12 protein-coding genes and 2 pseudogenes are annotated in these 16868 nt (G+C 68.9%); 11 read left to right on the top strand and 3 right to left on the bottom strand.

Features of this window, described 5'->3' with window-relative positions; genetic code table 11:
• The first annotated feature begins 143 nt into the window (after nt 1-143).
• The 6 genes and pseudogenes from G4Z16_RS22700 to G4Z16_RS22675 all read left to right on the top strand — a co-directional run bounded on the left by G4Z16_RS22700 (nt 144) and on the right by G4Z16_RS22675 (nt 6586).
• Nucleotides 144-1151 carry a LacI family DNA-binding transcriptional regulator gene (locus G4Z16_RS22700; RefSeq protein WP_197352528.1) on the top strand — a complete coding sequence of 336 codons (1008 nt, stop codon included), beginning with the start codon at nt 144-146 and terminating at the stop codon, nt 1149-1151.
• Nucleotides 1148-2782 carry a sugar ABC transporter ATP-binding protein gene (locus tag G4Z16_RS22695; protein WP_197352527.1) on the top strand — a complete coding sequence of 545 codons (1635 nt, stop codon included), beginning with the start codon at nt 1148-1150 and terminating at the stop codon, nt 2780-2782. Before G4Z16_RS22700 ends, G4Z16_RS22695 begins: the two co-directional genes overlap by 4 nt.
• A 40-nt stretch (nt 2783-2822) precedes the next feature.
• Nucleotides 2823-4816: pseudogene (locus tag G4Z16_RS32670) on the top strand (ABC transporter permease/substrate-binding protein).
• A 219-nt stretch (nt 4817-5035) separates the two neighbouring features.
• On the top strand, nt 5036-5425 hold the full coding sequence (gene rbsD / locus G4Z16_RS22680; RefSeq protein ID WP_197352525.1) for a D-ribose pyranase: 390 nt from the start codon (nt 5036-5038) through the stop codon (nt 5423-5425).
• 183 nt (nt 5426-5608) lie between these two features.
• A pseudogene (locus G4Z16_RS32665) lies at nt 5609-5992 on the top strand (VOC family protein); the annotation flags it as partial.
• A gap of 21 nt (nt 5993-6013) precedes the next feature.
• Nucleotides 6014-6586 (top strand): GNAT family N-acetyltransferase, encoded by a 573-nt coding sequence (locus G4Z16_RS22675; protein ID WP_246531349.1) that lies wholly within the window; start codon nt 6014-6016, stop codon nt 6584-6586.
• Nucleotides 6587-6706: 120 nt separating this feature from the next.
• On the opposite strand, the gene G4Z16_RS22670 is transcribed toward G4Z16_RS22675, so the two are convergent.
• On the bottom strand, nt 6707-7042 hold the full coding sequence (locus G4Z16_RS22670; protein ID WP_246531000.1) for a putative quinol monooxygenase: 336 nt from the start codon (nt 7040-7042) through the stop codon (nt 6707-6709).
• A 201-nt stretch (nt 7043-7243) separates the two neighbouring features.
• Here G4Z16_RS22670 and G4Z16_RS22665 point away from each other — a divergent pair, with 201 nt between their 5' ends.
• The 5 genes from G4Z16_RS22665 (at nt 7244) to G4Z16_RS22645 (ending at nt 14226) form a co-directional block, all read left to right on the top strand.
• The gene (locus G4Z16_RS22665) at nt 7244-11899 is read left to right on the top strand and encodes a DUF6531 domain-containing protein (protein ID WP_197352523.1); all 4656 of its coding nucleotides are present in this window, start codon (nt 7244-7246) and stop codon (nt 11897-11899) included.
• Nucleotides 11896-12375 (top strand): SMI1/KNR4 family protein, encoded by a 480-nt coding sequence (locus tag G4Z16_RS22660; RefSeq protein WP_197352522.1) that lies wholly within the window; start codon nt 11896-11898, stop codon nt 12373-12375. Before G4Z16_RS22665 ends, G4Z16_RS22660 begins: the two co-directional genes overlap by 4 nt.
• A gap of 211 nt (nt 12376-12586) precedes the next feature.
• Nucleotides 12587-13498 carry a helix-turn-helix domain-containing protein gene (locus G4Z16_RS22655; RefSeq protein WP_197352521.1) on the top strand — a complete coding sequence of 304 codons (912 nt, stop codon included), beginning with the start codon at nt 12587-12589 and terminating at the stop codon, nt 13496-13498.
• The gene (locus tag G4Z16_RS22650) at nt 13495-13701 is read left to right on the top strand and encodes a DUF397 domain-containing protein (RefSeq protein ID WP_197352520.1); all 207 of its coding nucleotides are present in this window, start codon (nt 13495-13497) and stop codon (nt 13699-13701) included. The genes G4Z16_RS22655 and G4Z16_RS22650 overlap by 4 nt, the downstream gene beginning before the upstream one ends.
• A gap of 252 nt (nt 13702-13953) precedes the next feature.
• A complete protein-coding gene (locus G4Z16_RS22645) occupies nt 13954-14226 on the top strand; it encodes a hypothetical protein (protein WP_197352519.1) in 273 nt (90 codons plus the stop codon).
• 527 nt (nt 14227-14753) lie between these two features.
• Here G4Z16_RS22645 and G4Z16_RS22640 read toward each other — a convergent pair.
• Together G4Z16_RS22640 and G4Z16_RS22635 are read right to left on the bottom strand one after the other, a co-directional pair.
• Nucleotides 14754-15605, bottom strand: coding sequence for a sugar phosphate isomerase/epimerase family protein (locus G4Z16_RS22640; protein WP_197352518.1), 852 nt, complete (start codon nt 15603-15605; stop codon nt 14754-14756).
• Complete coding sequence (locus G4Z16_RS22635) at nt 15602-16822, bottom strand: dihydrodipicolinate synthase family protein (protein ID WP_197352517.1); 1221 nt, start codon at nt 16820-16822, stop codon at nt 15602-15604. Before G4Z16_RS22635 ends, G4Z16_RS22640 begins: the two co-directional genes overlap by 4 nt.
• Nucleotides 16823-16868 lie beyond the last annotated feature (46 nt).

The following is a 16868-nucleotide window of genomic DNA, read 5'->3' as shown; positions in this document are numbered from 1 at the left end:
CAACCCGGTCACGCGCACGGCCGGGCGCTCCCGCCGCGGTGTCACGATCAGATGTCGGCCCCTTGTGCCGAGGTGGTGCCGTCCCTTCTCATGGCGGATGTAATCGTTACCACGAGGCCGGGAACGCAGGACGGGTAAGGCAGTTGACCAGCATCAAGGACGTCGCATCCCACGCCGGGGTGTCGGTCGCCACGGTCTCCCGGGTGCTCAACGACCACCCGGCCGTGCGTCCGGGCACGCGCTCGCGCGTGCTGACGTCCGTCACCGAGCTCGGTTACCGGCCCAACGCCGTCGCCCGCTCCCTGAGGACGCATCAGACGCGCACCCTGGGCCTCGTCATCAGCGACGTGCTCAACCCGTTCTTCACGGAGCTGGCCCGCGCCGTCGAGGACGCCGCACGTGAACGCGGCTACAGCGTCATCATCGGAAATGCCGACGAGCGCGCGGCACTTCAGGAACACCACGTGCGCACGCTCCTGGAGCGGCGCATCGACGGCCTGCTGGTCTCCCCCACCGACGGCGGCACCGCGATGATGCGCGACGCCGCCGCCGCGGGCACCCCCATGGTCTTCGTCGACCGCTGGATACGCGGCCTCGACGTACCCGTCGTGCACGCGGACGGACGCGCCGCCGTCCACGACCTCGTCGCGCATCTGTACGCGCTCGGCCACCGGCGCCTCGCCATCATCGGCGGCCCCAGCGAGACGACGACCGGCGACGAACGCGTGGCCGCCTTCCGTGCGGCACTGGACGCGCACGGGCTGCCGCTGCCCCGGGAGTACACGGGCCAGGGCGACTTCCAGACCGAGAGCGGCAGGCGGGAGACCGCGGCGTTCCTCGATCTGCCGGTGCCGCCCGAGGTCGTCTTCGCCGCCGACAACCTCATGGCGCTCGGCGCGATGGACGAGCTGCGCAGCCGCGGCCTCCGCGTCCCCGAGGACATCGCGCTCGCCGCGTTCGACGACATCCCCTGGTTCCTGCACACCGATCCGCCGATCACCGCGATCGCGCAGCCGACCGGCGAACTGGGGCACAAGGCGGTGGAGGCCCTGATCAGCCTCGTCGAGGGCCGCAGCGCCGCCTCCGTGACTCTCGAAGCCCGCCTTGTCACGCGCCGCTCCTGCGGCGAGAGCGAAGGGAAGAGCCGTTGACGACGTCCAGCCCCCCACCGCCACGTGAGCTGCTGCGCACCGAGGGGATCCGCAAGACCTTCCCCGGTGTGGTCGCGCTCGACGGCGTCGACTTCGACCTGCACGAGGGCGAAGTGCACGTGCTTCTGGGCGAGAACGGCGCCGGCAAGAGCACCCTGATCAAGGTGCTCTCCGGGGTCCACCGTGCGGACTCCGGGAGGGTGCTGCGCGACGGCAGGCCCGTGCGCATCCACGACGCGGGCGACGCGGAGCGGCTCGGGATCGCCACCATGCACCAGGAGTTCAACCTGGTGCCTCATCTCAGCGTCGCCGAGAACATCTTCCTCGGCCGGCAGCCCCGCCGGTTCGGGCTGCTCGACCGCAGGCGCATGGAGGCGGACGCCGCCGGGGTGCTCCGCCGCGTCGGTGTCGACATCGCGCCGGACACCCCCGTACGCGAACTCGGCATCGCACGCTCGCAGATGGTGGAGATCGCCAAGGCGCTCAGCCTGCGCGCCCGTGTACTGATCATGGACGAGCCGACGGCCGCGCTCACCGCCGACGAGGTGGAGAAGCTCTTCGACCTCGTGCGGAGGCTGCGTGCCGACGGCGTCGGCATCGTCTTCATCACGCACCACCTGGAGGAGATCGCCGCGCTCGGCGACCGCGTCACGGTGCTGCGCGACGGACGCAGCGTCGGGCAGACGGCCGCGTCGACGCCGCGCGACGACCTCGTACGGATGATGGTGGGGCGCAGCATCGAGCAGCAGTACCCCCGCGAGACGGGAACGCCCCCCGTCACGTCCGCCGACGCGGGTGGTCCGCCGCTGCTGCGCGTCTCCGGACTCACCCGCGCGGGCGGCTTCTCCGGGGTCGGCTTCGAGCTGCGCGCGGGCGAAGTCGTCGGCCTGGCAGGGCTGGTGGGCGCCGGCCGTACGGAAGTGGCACGTGCCGTCTTCGGCGCCGATCCCTATGACTCGGGCACCGTCGAGGTGCAGGGCAAGCGGCTGCGCCGGCACGACATCAACGCCGCCCTCGCCGCGGGCATCGGCCTCGTCCCGGAGGACCGCAAGGGCCAGGGCCTGCTGCCGGACTCCTCCGTGCAGGACAACCTCGGGCTGGTGACGCTGCGCAGGGCCAGCCGCGCGGGCATCGTGAACCTCTCAGGACAGCAGGAGTCCGCGGGCCGCATCGCGAGCCGTCTGGGCGTGCGCATGTCCGGGCTGGGTCAGCGGATGCGCACCCTCTCGGGCGGCAACCAGCAGAAGGTCGTCATCGGCAAGTGGCTGCTCGCGCAGAGCAGGGTGCTGATCCTCGACGAACCGACGCGCGGCATCGACGTCGGCGCGAAGGTCGAGATCTACGAACTCATCAACGAACTCACCGCGTCGGGGCACGCCGTCCTGATGATCTCCAGCGACCTCCCCGAGGTGCTGGGCATGAGCGACCGCGTCCTCGTGATGGCTCAGGGCCGCATCGCGGGCGAACTCGCCGCGGGGGAAGCCACGCAGGACGCCGTGATGCGCCTCGCCGTCGGCACGGCGCACGGCCAGGACGAGAACGGGCGGGGCTCCCATGCACCTGGGACGCCTTCCGTGACGAAGACCGGCGTCACGAAGACCGAGAGCAAGGAGGGCCACCGTGGCCACTGACATCCACAGCAGCAGCGGACACGGTCGGCAGGGGCAGTCCGTGGGGAAGGATCCGTCCGGCGGCCGCGGTCCGGGCGGTGCCACGCGCGGCGCCGGGCCGGTGCTGCGCAGGGTCCTCAAGGACAACGGCGCCCTGAGCGGACTCGTGGTCCTGATCGTCGCGTTGGCGGTCATGTCGCCCGACTTCCTCAGTACCCAGAACCTGCTGAACGTCGGCGTGCAGGCCGCCGTGACGGCGATCCTCGCCTTCGGCGTCACCTTCGTCGTCGTCTCCGGAGGCATCGACCTGTCGGTCGGTTCGGTCGCCGCGGTCTCCGCGATCATGCTCGGCTGGACGTCGACGAAGGAGGGGCTGCCCGTCTGGCTGTCCGTGCTGCTCGCGGTCGGTACGGGCGTCGCCTGCGGCCTCGTCAGCGGCGGCCTCATCGCGTACGGCAAGCTGCCACCGTTCATCGCGACCCTCGCGATGCTCTCCGTCGGGCGCGGCCTCTCGCTCGTCCTCTCCGAGGGCACGCCGATCGCGCTCCCCTCCTCCGTCGCCACGGTCGGCGAGACGCTCGGCGGCTGGTTTCCCGTGCCGCTGGTGGTGCTGGTCGTGATGGGCGGCATCACGGCGCTGGTGCTCGCGCGTACCTACAGCGGACGTGCGATGTACGCGATCGGCGGCAACGAGGAGGCCGCGCGGCTCTCCGGAATCCGTGTCCGCCGTCAGAAGCTCGTCATCTACGCGCTCTCCGGGGCCTTCGCCGCGGTGGCGGGAATCGTGCTGGCCTCGCGGCTCGCCTCCGCCCAGCCGCAGGCCGCCACGGGGTACGAACTGGACGCCATCGCAGCCGTGGTGATCGGCGGCGCCAGCCTCGCCGGCGGCGTCGGAAAGGCATCGGGAACACTTGTCGGCGCACTTATCCTCGCGGTCCTCCGCAATGGCCTCAATCTGCTCGAAGTCTCCATCTTCTGGCAGCAAGTCGTCATCGGGGCGGTGATTGCCCTGGCCGTGCTGCTCGATACACTCCGGCGTCGCGCATGATCTCTGTGCGTCGGGGGGAAAGCACGACGTCCGTTTCACTGCCGTCGACTGCAAGGAATGCAGCAATGAGCACGCGAAAGAGCACGTTTGCCGTAGTGACAGCTGCGGCGTTGATATGCGCAGCCGCCACGGGATGCGGCAGCGGCTCGTCGAAGTCCGGCGACAAGAAGGACATCAAGCTGGGCCTGGCCCTCTCGACTCTGGACAATCCTTTCTTCGTGGAGATGAAGAAGGGGGCTGAGGCAGAGGCAAAGGCTCAGGGAGCCACCCTGAATGTCCAGGACGCACAGAACGACGCGTCCCAACAGGCCAACCAGATCCAGAACTTCACCAGCCAGAACGTGAAGTCGATCATCATCAACCCCGTCGACTCCGACGCGGCCGCACCCTCCGTCAAGGCGGCGGACAACGCCGGAATTCCGGTCGTCGCCGTCGACCGCACGGTCAACAAGGCCAAGGTCGCAACGACCGTCGCCTCCGACAACGTCTCCGGCGGCCAGAAGGCGGCCAGGGAACTCGCGAAGCAGCTCGGCGAGCAGGGCAACGTCATCGTCCTGCGCGGTCAGCCCGGCACCTCCGCCTCGCGCGAGCGCGGCAAGGGTTTCATGTCGGCCATCAAGAAGTACCCGGGCATCAAGGTCGTCGGTAAGCAGGCCGCCAACTTCGAGCGCGCCAAGGGCCTCGACGTCACCACCAACCTGCTGCAGTCCCACCCCGACGCGACCGGCATCTTCGCCGAGAACGACGAGATGGCCCTCGGCGCCATCAAGGCTCTCGGCGGCAAGGCCGGCAAGCAGATCAAGGTCGTCGGCTTCGACGGCACCCCCGACGGCTTCAAGGCCATCGAGAAGGGCACGCTCAACACCTCGATCGCCCAACAGCCCTCCGAGCTCGGCAAGATGGCGGTGCGCAACGCCATCCGCAAGGTCGAGGGCAGCGACCCGGACAAGGAGATCATGGTCCCGGTCGTCACCGTGGACAAGACGAACGTCAACCGGTACTCCTGACCGGCCGCCCGCCCTTCCCGGGTGTCAGGACCGGGATCACGGCATGAGAGGTGGCGGCGGCCGGATGAGCAACCGGCCGCCGCCACACGGGTGTCGGCGCCACCGGGCGCCCGCAGGGATCCCGTGCGAAGCTGAACCACGAAGCCGAAGACGCTGTTCGAAGACGCAGTTCGAAGACGCAGTTCGAAGACGAAGACGAAGAAGGAGCAGACCGGCCGCATGAAGAAGTCGGGAATACTCAACCGTCATCTCGCGGGCGCACTCGCCTCGTTGGGCCACACCGACCGCCTCGTGGTCTGCGATGCCGGGCTTCCGGTCCCCTACGGCCCTTTCCTGGTCGACCTCGCGTTCCGCGCGGGTGTCCCGCCCTTCGAGGAAGTCCTCGCCGGCCTGCTGGACGAGCTCGAGATCGAAAGCGCCACGGCCGCCACCGAGGTGAAGGACGACAACCCTGAGGCGTCCAAGCTGCTGCACGAGCACTTCCCCGAGCTGCAGCTCGTCTCGCACGAGGAGTTCAAGGCGCGCACCCGCTCGGCTCGCCTCATCGTCCGCACGGGCGAGGTCCGTCCCTACGCCAACGTGATGCTGCAGTGCGGGGTGCCCTTCTAGGCGTTCCGGACACCGCGGCGCGCTGTTTCCGCCGTCGGCGGGTTCCGTTCCGGTCGTTCGCGGAATCCATTCAAGCCGTGCGCGGTTTCCTTCCGGCCCTCTGCCGGTGCCTTTCCGGCCATCCCGGCGGGAGCGAACCGAAACGCGATGGTGCTGTGCGGCGCGCGGCGGCAGGATCGCCGGATGCCCCATCTCGGACTGGTGGCCCTCGTCGTCCACGACTACGACGAGGCGATCGCCTTCTACGTGGACGCCCTCGGCTTCGAACTCGTCGAGGACACACCCCTCGACGACGGCAAGCGGTGGGTGGTGGTCGCACCGCGCGGGACGCGGGAGACCAGAATGCTTCTCGCCAAGGCGGACACCGCCGAGCAGAGGGCCCGCGTCGGGGACCAGACCGGCGGCCGCGTCGGCTGGTTCCTCAACACCGAGGACTTCGACGGGGATCACGCGCGGATGCTGGCGGCGGGCGTCGTCTTCGAGGAGCCGCCCCGGCATGAGCCGTACGGGACGGTCGCCGTCTTCAGGGATCCGTACGGCAACCGCTGGGACCTGATCCAGCCGGCCGGCCTTGCCGCAGAGCAGGCCGTGGCGGCCGGCAGCGGCACGGAACCCACGGGAAACGAGTCGAAGGACTCCGAGGCGGAAGCGTGGCCTGCCGCAAGGCCCGTGACGACCCTGCGACTTCGGCTGGAGCCGCTGCGTCCGGGCCATGCGGCCGAGGCGTTCCCGGTGTTCGACGACGAGCGGCTGCACATCTGGATCGGCGGATCGCCCGACTCCGCCGAACAGTTGGAGGCCCGCTACCGGCGGCAGTCCGCCGGGCAGTCACCTGACGGCAAACAGGGCTGGCTGAACTGGATGCTCCGCCGGCAGTCGGACCAGCGGCTCGTCGGCACCGTGCAGGCCACGCTCCTCCGCCCGGCGGCGGGGCGTCTCGCGGCCGAACTCGCCTGGGTGATCGGCTCGCAGCACCAGGGCACCGGTTACGCGCGGGAGGCCGCCCTGGCCATGACGACGTGGCTGCGCGAGCAGGGCGTGGACACCTTCATCGCCCACGTCCACCCGGGGCACGAGGCGTCGGCCGCCGTCGCACGCGCCCTCGGACTCACCCCGACGGACACGGTGGTCGAGGGAGAGATCCGGTGGTCCGGTCAGTGAGCGGATGGTGCGGCGCCGAGCGGTGACGGACCGACTCGATGACGGGCTCCACTCAGCGGTCCGTCCGGACGCGGCTTCGCTGACTGTCCGTCCGGATGCCGGGCTTCGCGGCGGTCCGTCTCAGGTCCGGCCGCCCGTCTCCGGGAATTCCGCGTACGAGGTCGCGTGGTGACGTTCCCGTACCCACTCGTGGAGCTCGGGCCCGAGAGGGCCGTACAGCTCGACCCCGATCGACTCCGTGCAGTGCCGCAGACGGTCCAGCAGCTCCGTCGCGCTGTCGTTGTGCGCCAGCGCCGCCGCGGTGTCGGCGTACTCCTCCAGCAGCGCGTACCTGCCGGAGCCGGAGGAGAAGAACCGGTAGGTGAGGATCCCGGGGACGCCCTCGGCCTGCTCACAGAGGTCGAGTGCCAACCGCTCGAATTCCGCCCGCTGTTCGTCCCCGACGTCGAATCGCACGCGTACGAAGATGCTCATACCGCATTTCAGCAGAACCGGCCCGCCGGCACAGCCGAACGACTCGCACCCGGGGCAGGAAAGGGACAGAACGTCACTCGTCCGAACAACCCCTTGTACAGGGCATGTTGACGCTCATTAGACTGTTCGGTGCTTCGAACTGGCCGCCGCGGCGGCGGTGTTGTACCGGGGGAGGTACGGGGGATGGGTTACGTTCTGCCGGGCTGGCTGGATGAGATTCTGGACTTCATCGGGATCAACTGGCCCAACGTGGACGAGGACGACTACCGCGAGATGGCCGACGCCATGCGGGAGTTCGCCGACAAGTTCGAGGGCCACGGCGCCGAGGCCCACGCAGCGGTCAACCGCATCCTGGCCTCCAGTGAGGGCTACGCGGTCGATGCGCTGAGCGACCACTGGGGCAAGGTCAAGGGCTCCCACCTGGACAAGGTCCCCGAGATATCACGGTTGTTCGCCACGGCGTGCGACGTGGTCGCGGACGTCATCTACGGGATGAAGATCAAGTGTGAGATCGAACTCGGGGCGATGGCCGCCTCGATCGGCATCGGGATCGGACTGGCCGTGGTCACCGGCGGCCTCTCGGCCCTTATCGGGGCAGCGGAGACCGCGGCGATGCGTGAGCTGATCCGCCGCATCATCAAGGAAGCCGAAGAGGAGATCGTCGCCCGGCTGCTGGCCGAGGTGACCGAACCGGTCACCGGCAAGCTGGAGAAGATGGTCGAGGACATGATCCTCGACCTGGCGGACGACGCGATCCACCTCCCGCCCGGCGAAGGCGGCGGGGACGCCGGCGGCGGTGACGGCGGAGGCGGCCACGACGGTGGCGGCAAGGGCGCCATGAACCTGGCCTCCGCGGGCGGCCCGTCCGGCGGTGGCGCGGGTGGTGGCCCCGGTGGTGGCGGCGGCCGGATGAAGATCGATCCGGACGAGTTCGACAACGGCGCGGAGAAGCTCTCCCGCCACGGCTCCGACATGCACACCAACTCCCTGGCTCCGCTGGGCCGCGCCAAGGGCGCCTTCGGCCGCACCAAGGGACGTGACCCCTTCACCCAGGCCTTCGACAGCGTCCTGCACGGCGCGCTCAACGGCACCGAGAAGGCGCTGAAGAAGGTCGCCAAACACGTCACCGACGGGGTGCCGGGCGGCGTCCGCTCCATGGCGAAGAAGCACCGCGACAACGAGAGCTCCGTCGCGGACTCGATGAAGGCGATCACCTCACGCGGCGACGGGAAGGGGCCGAACGGGCTGCCGGGCGGCCCGAACCCGGCGGGCAAGAACGCGCCCGGCAAGAGCAAGCCCCCGTCGCCGGAGTTGTCGGCCAAGGGCCGCAACGCGGCGGACAAATGCCTGGGCGGCGACCCCATCGACATGGCCACGGGCGAGGTCTTCCAGCACCAGACCGACCTCACCCTCCCCGGCGTGCTGCCGCTGGTGATCGAGCGCACCCACATATCCGGCTACCGCAACGGCCGCTTCTTCGGTGCCTCCTGGGCCTCCACCCTCGACGAGCGCCTCGAAGTCGCCGAGGACGGCAAGGAGTTGTGGTGGCACCGGGTGGACGGCTCCTCCCTGCGCTACGGCCACGCCCCGGACATGATCGGCGAGCAGGTCCACCCCTATGAGGGCCACCGCATCCCGCTGACCTGTGTGCAGGGCTCCAGCGGCTGGGACCTGGCCGTCACCGACCCCCGTACCGGACTGACGCGGCGTTTCCTGCCGCCCGAGGACGGCACCCAGGGCCTTTGGTGGCTCACCGAGGTCGAGGACCGCAACGGCAACGGCATCAGCGTCGACCGCGAAGCCGACGGCACCCCCACCGCCGTGCGCCACGACGGCGGCTACCACGTCGAGGTCACCACCGACGACGGCCTCATATCCACAATCGCCGTCCGCACCCCGGACGGGCCGGTGCAGGTGAAGTCCTATGCCTACGACGACGCCCGGAACCTGACGCACATCGTCAACTCATCCGGCCTGCCCCTGGTTTTCGGATACGACGACGAGCACCGCATCACGTCCTGGACCGACCGGAACGACTCCACCTACCAGTTCATCTACGACGAACGCGGCCGCGTCACCCGCACCGTCGGCCCCGAGGGCTACCTGTCCTCACAGCTGGAGTACGACACCGCCCAGCGCATCACCCGCTACACCGACTCGCTTGGCGCGGTCACGACGTACCACCTCAACCACCTCGGCCAGGTCATCGCGGAGACGGATCCCCTGGGCAACACCACCCACCGCGAATGGGACCGCAACGACAACCTGCTCTCGCGCACGGATGCGTTGGGGAACACCACACGCTTCGAATGGGCCGACAACCACCACGATCTCCTCGCCGTCCACCGCCCCGACGGCACCACCACGACCACTTCCTACAACCACCAGCACTTGCCGGTGGAGATCACCCTCCCCGACGGCGCCGTGTGGCAGCAGGAATACGACACCCGCGGCAACCGCACCACGGTGGTCTCCCCGGACGGCACCGCCACCCGGTTCGCCCACGACCCCACCGGCGCCGTCACCACCATCACCGACCCTCTGGGCGCTCGGACTCGCATCACCAACAACTCCGCCGGACTGCCCGTCGCCATCACCGATCCGGCAGGCGGAGAACTCACATCAGCACTTGACGCCTTCGGACGCCCGCGCACGGTTACAGACCCCCTTGGTGCAACGACTCGGCTGGAGTGGACGGTTGAAGGCAAGCCGTCGCGACGAATTGCTCCGGATGGGACCGAGGAAACGTGGAGTTGGGATGGAGAAGGCAACTGCGTCACACACGTCGACGCGCAGGGTGCACAGACGTGCTTCCAGTACACGCACTTCGACCAGCTGACCTCTCGTACCGACGCCGACGGCGTGCGTTACCAATTCGCCTACGACACCGAACTGCGCCTCACTCAGGTCACCAACCCCCAAGATCTGACATGGGAGTACACCTACGACCGAATAGGGCGACTGATTGCCGAATCCGACTTCGACGACCGCGAGGTGGCGTATGCCCACGATTCCGTGGGGCAGTTGACGTCCCGCACGACAGCACTCGGCGATACCGTCCACTACGAACACGACGCCCTGGGCCGGGTGGTCGCAAAGGACGTAGCAGGCCAGGTCACGCAGTATGTGCACGATTCCGTGGGGCGGGTCGTACGTGCATCGGCACCGGACTGTGAGCTGAACCTCGAGTACGACCTTGTCGGCCGGTTGTTGTCCGAAACAGTCGACGGCCGCGCAACGCGCTACCTCTACGACGAGGCGGGCCGCCGAACTTCACGCACGACGCCATCGGGCGCCGTGAGCACCTTCTGCCATGACCTCGCCGGCAATCGCACCTCACTGTCGGTCGACGGGCACCGGATCGAGTTCGACCACGATGCGAACGGGCGAGAGGTGGAGCGCACCTTCGGCGAGGCCATCACACTCAGCTCGGCCTGGGACCCCCTGGGTTGTCTGGTTCGTCAGGAGCTGGTGACCAACACCCGTACTCAGCGGGCCCGTTCGTACTCCTACCGGCCCGACAACTACCTCGTTTCCATCACCGACGAGGTGACTGGCGCCAGCCAGCACATGGACCTGGACCCGATGGGCCGCCCATTGAGGGTCACTGCCGACGGCTGGCAGGAGTCCTACGCCTACGACCAAGCCGGCAACCAGGCCACGGCCGACTGGCCGGAGGGCGCCGGCCGAGTGACGGCACGCGGCGACCGTGCCTACGAGGGCACGCTTATCCGAAGGGCTGGGGCTGTTCGCTACGAACACGACGCCGCCGGGCGGATGATCCTGCGTCAGAAGACCCGTCTGTCCCGCAAGCCCGAGACCTGGCGGTACGAGTGGGACGCAGAGGACCGCCTGACGGCCTGCACGACCCCTGATGGAGTCCGCTGGACCTACACCTACGACCCGCTGGGCCGCCGCACCGCCAAGTATCGTCACGGTGATGACGGTTCGCCTGTTGAGGCGGTCCACTTCACCTGGGACGGCACACGTCTGGCCGAGCAGTCCGACACCGTCACCGGTGTCATCCTCACCTGGGACCACGAAGGACACCGTCCTTTGACCCAGTACGAACGCAAACCCCTCGCCCAGGACCAGGTCGACTCCCGCTTCTTCGCCATCGTCACCGACCTGGTAGGCACACCCACCGAACTCGTCAGCGAAACAGGCGACATCGCCTGGCACACCCGCGCCACGCTCTGGGGCGCGACCACTTGGAACCGGGATGCAACCGCCTACACCCCCCTCCGCTTCCCCGGGCAGTATGCCGACCACGAAACTGCCCTTCACTACAACCATTTCCGCCACTACGACCCGGACACGGGCCGATACGTCACGGCCGACCCCCTCGGCCTGGAACCGGGACCGAACCCGGTTTCATACGTTCACAACCCTTGCGCGTGGACGGACCCGCTCGGCCTTTCCGCATTCACGCCGCTCAATCTGGGAGTCTCCCAATATTGGAAACCCGTTGAGTACAACGGGCAACGAATATATCAGCGGGACGACCTCATCAATCCCGACTACGTTTCTCCGCTGGACAAGTACGGAAGAGACAACATGAAGCGGATGACTCAGGGACTCGCACCTATGGGCCCCGATGACAAGCCGGTGAACCTCCATCACATGCTTCAGACGCAGGACGGCCCGATAGCTGAAGTGACGCAGTCGATGCACCTGAGTCAAGGGGACTACGCCGGAAGCGACTCGTACAATACACTGCACTGGAAGGCAGGTAGCAAGATCCCCAGTGGTATCGACCGGGATGCATTCGCAGACTGGAAGAAGGACTACTGGAAGGATCGCGCACGGGCATTGTCTGCGGGAAGGTGTAAGAAGTGAGTGCCGAAGATTCGGTTTCCGAACTGGTCCAACTCCTGGAGGGACATCCTGAGGAGTGCAACTGGACAGGCGGGCTGAATACCGAGGACATCTCTTCAGCTGAGGAGCAGCTGGGGGCCACGTTCTCCCCCTCCTATCGGAAGTTTCTCTCCGAACTGGGCAGTTGCGAGGCGGACGGCACCGAATTTCTCGGTATTTACCGGACACCTCCCATGGGAGATGCGTTGCTCGGCACAGTCCACGAAACGCTGCAGGCCAGAGAAGACCCGCGCTTCCCCGGCGAGCTTCTGGTGATTCAGTACGACGGGATGGGCGGCATTGTGTCACTGGACACTTCCCGTGCCGACGAGCGAGGGGAAACACCAGTTGTCGTGTGGGATCCGGGTGCCGAAGACCGGGGAGGTCCCGAGGTTCTCGCACCCGACTTCGGCACGTACGTCCTTCAGCAGTGCACACGAGCCCTTGGGGGCAGCTGACGCATCTGCCTGGTGAAGACATGAAGGCTCTTCAAGTCCCTTGAGCAAAGGGCGACTTGAGGTCCGTCCTGAAGGACCAGGACGTCGATGCGTGTACCGGCACTTCTGGTATCTGTACCGCCCCCACCCCCATCCGTACCGCCCGTCCCCATAACTCGAAGCTCACGGGCCCCCGTTGAACCGTCCAAGGACGCCGACCGAAAGGGCGCGCATGGACGGGGACGTACACGGGGACAAGGACGGCGGCGGGGCCGAGACCGCCGGGCGCAGGGACTACACCACCGACGGGGCCGACAGGTCCGGGTGGGACCCGGGGCTGGAGGACGACTCGGGCGCCGTCGTGAAGACCGTGGGGCGGCAGATCAAGCTGTGGCGGGAGGCGGCGGGCCTGACGCAGGCCGAGTTGGGGGCCGCCATCGGGTACGGGGAGGACCTGGTCTCCTCCGTCGAGCGCGGGAGGCGGGTGCCCAGGCCGGAGTTCCTGACCTCGGCGGACCGAGTACTCGGCGCCGATGGCAAGTTGGCCGCGATGAAGGGCGACGTGGCGGAGGCCCGCTACCCGAAGAAGGTGCGGGATCTGGCCAGGATCGAGGCCGAGTCGGTGGAGCTCGGGGCGTACGGCAACCACAACGTCCACGGTCTGCTGCAGACGGAGGAGTATGCCCGGGCGCTGTTCCGGATGCGGCGCCCCGCCTACAGCGAGGACGACCTGGAGCGGTACCTGGCCGCCCGCATGGCCCGGCAGGAGATCTTCGGAAGGACTCCCCCGCCGACGCTGACCTTCGTGCAGGAGGAGGTCACGCTGCGGCGTCCCGTCGGCGGCAGGCCGGTGCTGCGGCGGCAGCTCGAACACCTCCTCCACGTCGGCAAGTTGCGGCACGTGGAGATCCAGGTCATGCCGACGGACCGGGAGGATCACGCCGGCATGGGAGGCGAGCTCCAGGTGCTCAAGCTCCGGGACGGGGCGACCGTCGGGTACGCGGCCGCGCAGCTGACGACCCACCTCATGTCCGACCCGAAAGAGGCTCAGGTGCTGGAGCTGCGGTATGGAATCATCCGGTCTCAGGCTCTCAGCCCACGGGAGTCGCTGGCCTTCATCGAGAAAGTGCTTGGTGAGACATGACTTCGCAGCCCACCGCCTCGGACAGCTCCAACCTGGCCTGGTTCAAGAGCAGTTACAGCGGGAGCAACGACAACGACTGCGTCGAGGCCGCCGCCACGACCAGCACCGTCCACGTCCGCGACTCGAAGAACTCAGACGGCCCGCAGCTCGCCTTCCCGGCCGACGCGTGGAGCGAGTTCGTCTCGTTCGCGGCGCTCGACTGAGCCGGACCCGCTGAGCGCGGGCCTCGCCCCGGGCACCCGCTGAGCGCGGGCCTCGCCCCGTACCGCGCCCTCAGCGACCGGCCGGGACCCCCCGCGGGGAACGGTCAGGGACGACCCCAGCGTCCGTGCCCCTTACCCGTCCACTCCCTCGTCACTTCATCGGCGAACTCCAATGCCCTCTGGGCCTCGGGGATTCCGGCGAAGGGGGGCCTGTGGCCCCGCGTCGGGGAGGGCGCGGCCGAGGGGGTGCTGGTGGGCCGGGTCGTGGTCGGCGCCGGCTTCGGCGGAGCCTTCGTCCTGGAGGGCTCGGCGGAGGTGGGTGGTGCCGAGGGAGTGGGCTCACGGGGTACGGACGAGGCGGGTGCCCGGTTCTTCGAGATGGGCTCCCGGTCCTCCTCTCCACCCGCTAACAGCAGGCCCGTGGACAGGCCCGCTCCCGCGAGGAGAAGCGCGACGCTCACCGTGATCCGCGTCGGCACGCGGTTCAGGAAGGTCAGCCGCAACGCGCCGGACGGGGTGGGATAGGCGACGCGGTAGAGATCATGGCCGCAGTCTCCGCAGGCCTCGGACGTCGCGGCTGATCTCGTTCCGCATCGAGGGCACGTGGTCAGCATGCGCACACTCCAGAGCAGTCTTCGGGGTCACACCACTGTCCGCTTGCACTCGTGCACCCGCGGACACTAGCGGCGCGACCGCCGGTAACGAGACCCCCAGGCTGCATGAATCGGTGGAACGCCGTCGGCTGATTGTCACCAATTGCCATATGACGAGGGTGCGTTGACCGGTAGGTCCGCACACCTTGCCCCGCTTCGCGGCGGTTCCGGCACAGCCCGCTCCCGGGCAGGCCACCTCCGACGGGGCCGACTCATCGAGGGCAAATTTCTAGGGGCCCGGCTGCCGTGCTCCAACGGCCGGGCCCCTTTGCCCCCCTCGGCCTCTTGCATCCCCCCAAGAGGCCCAAGCACCAGGTAAGACCCAGAACCCCCCGGAAGGGTTGCACGCGATCCGGAATTTCTTCTTCAGGATTTTTCGGGGCGCTGTGTACGGGCCCGTCAGCGCTTCTCCGCCACGACGTGGCGCAGATACCGCTCCGCCGTCTCGGCAAGGACCTCGACGCCGTCACGCGCCCACAGTCCCGGGTTGAAGATCTCCACCTCGATGGGCCCTTCGTAGCCGGCCGCGTCGACGAGTTCGCGGAATCCGCGCAGGTCGACGGCACCGTCGCCGAGCTGGCCGCGGCCGAGCAGCACGCCCTCGGGCAGGGGTGTGATCCAGTCCGCGAGCTGGAAGGACGCCAGCCTGCCGCCCGCCGCCGCACGTTCGATCTGCGCGGGAGCCCGGTCGTCCCACCACACGTGGTAGGTGTCCACGACGACCCCCACCTGCTCCGCGGGGAACCGCTCCGCCAGGTCAAGGGCCTGCCCGAGCGTGGAGACCACGCAGCGGTCGGAGGCGAACATCGGATGCAGCGGCTCGATCGCCAGCTGTACGCCCCGCTCCCCCGCGTACGGGCCGAGTTCGGCGAGCGCGTCCGCGATCCGCTCGCGGGCGCCCGCGAGGTCACGGCTCCCCTCGGGGAGGCCGCCCGAGACCAGCACGAGTGTGGACGTCCCGAGCGTCGCGGCCTCGTCGATCGCGGCGCGGTTGTCGTGGAGGGCGCGGCTGCGCTCGACCGGGTCGAGGGCGGTGAAGAAGCCGCCCCGGCACAGTGACGTCACGCTCAGACCGGCGTCACGCATGAGGCGCGCGGCCGCCTCCGGTCCGTACTCCTGGACGGGCTCGCGCCACAGCCCCACATGGGAGATGCCGAGCTTGCCGCACGCGTCGGCGAGTTCGGGCAGCGGGAGCTGCTTGACGGTCTGCTGGTTGACGGAGAAGCGGGCGAGCCCCGCAGTCGAGCTCACGCCTCCACCCCGTGCACGCCGAGGAGCCGGCGCATGCGCTGCTCGGCGAGACCAGCGTCGGGGAACAGGCCGAGTGCGTCTGCCAGTTCGTACGCCCGCGCGAGGTGCGGCAGCGACCGCGCCGACTGCATGCCGCCGACCATGACGAAGTGGTCCTGATGACCGGCGAGCCATGCGAGCAGCACAACTCCCGTCTTGTAGAAGCGGGTCGGCGCCTTGAAGAGGTGCCGCGAGAGGGCCACCGTCGGATCGAGTGCCGCGCGGAACCCGGCGGTGTCACCGTCGTCGAGCAGACGCACCGCGTCGGCCGCGAGTGGCGCGAGCGGGTCGAAGACGCCCAGCAGGGCGTGGCTGAAGTCCCGGCCGCCTCCCGGGAGTTCACCGCCGCCACCGTCCCCTCCCCCGCTACGGTCCCCGTCCCCCGCGATGAGTTCCGGGTAGTTGAAGTCGTCGCCGGTGTAGCAGCGCACGCCGTCGGGGAGTCGGCGCCGCAGCGCCACTTCGCGGTCGGCGTCGAGCAGGGAGACCTTCACGCCGTCGACCTTGCCGGGGTGCTCGGCGATGATCCCCAGGAACGTGTCCGTGGCGGCGTCCAGGTCGGTGCTGCCCCAGTAGCCTTCCAGCGCAGGGTCGAACATCGGCCCGAGCCAGTGCAGGATGACGGGTTCGGCGGCCTGGCGGAGCAGGTGCCCGTAGACGTCCAGATAGTCCTCGGGACCGCGGGCGGTGGCTGCGAGCGCGCGCGAGGCCATGAGGATCGTCTGCGCGCCGGCCTTCTCCACGACCTCGGACTGCTCCTCGTACGCGCCGCGCACCTGCGCCAGGTCCGCACCGCCTGGGGTGAGTTGGTCCGTCCCCACGCCGCACGCGACGCGTCCGCCCACGGACCTCGCCTCCGCGGCGGAGCGTTCGATCAGCTCCGCCGCGACGGGCCAGTCCAGTCCCATGCCGCGCTGCGCCGTGTCCATGGCCTCCGCGACGCACAGGCCGTGCGACCACAGGTGGCGGCGGAAGGCGAGCGTGGCGTCCCAGTCGAGCGCGGCGGGTTCGTCGGTCCCGGTGGCCTCCCGGTGCCGGTCGGCGACGACGTGCGCCGCCGCGAAGACGGTGCGCGAGGCGGGCGCCGCTCCGGCCGCCGGGGCGGCGACGGGCGCCGCGGGCTCGGCTCTGGGCTCGTACGTACGCAACGACCCGTTCTCATCGGGCAGTCGGATCACAGAAGTTCTCCCTCGAAGCCTGGATCGGGGTCCTGGAACGGGACCG

Source organism: Streptomyces bathyalis, assembly GCF_015910445.1.
GTDB classification, from domain to species: domain Bacteria; phylum Actinomycetota; class Actinomycetes; order Streptomycetales; family Streptomycetaceae; genus Streptomyces; species Streptomyces bathyalis.
The sequence above is the reverse complement of the archived record's forward strand: the minus strand, read 5'-3'. Positions and strand labels throughout refer to the sequence as shown.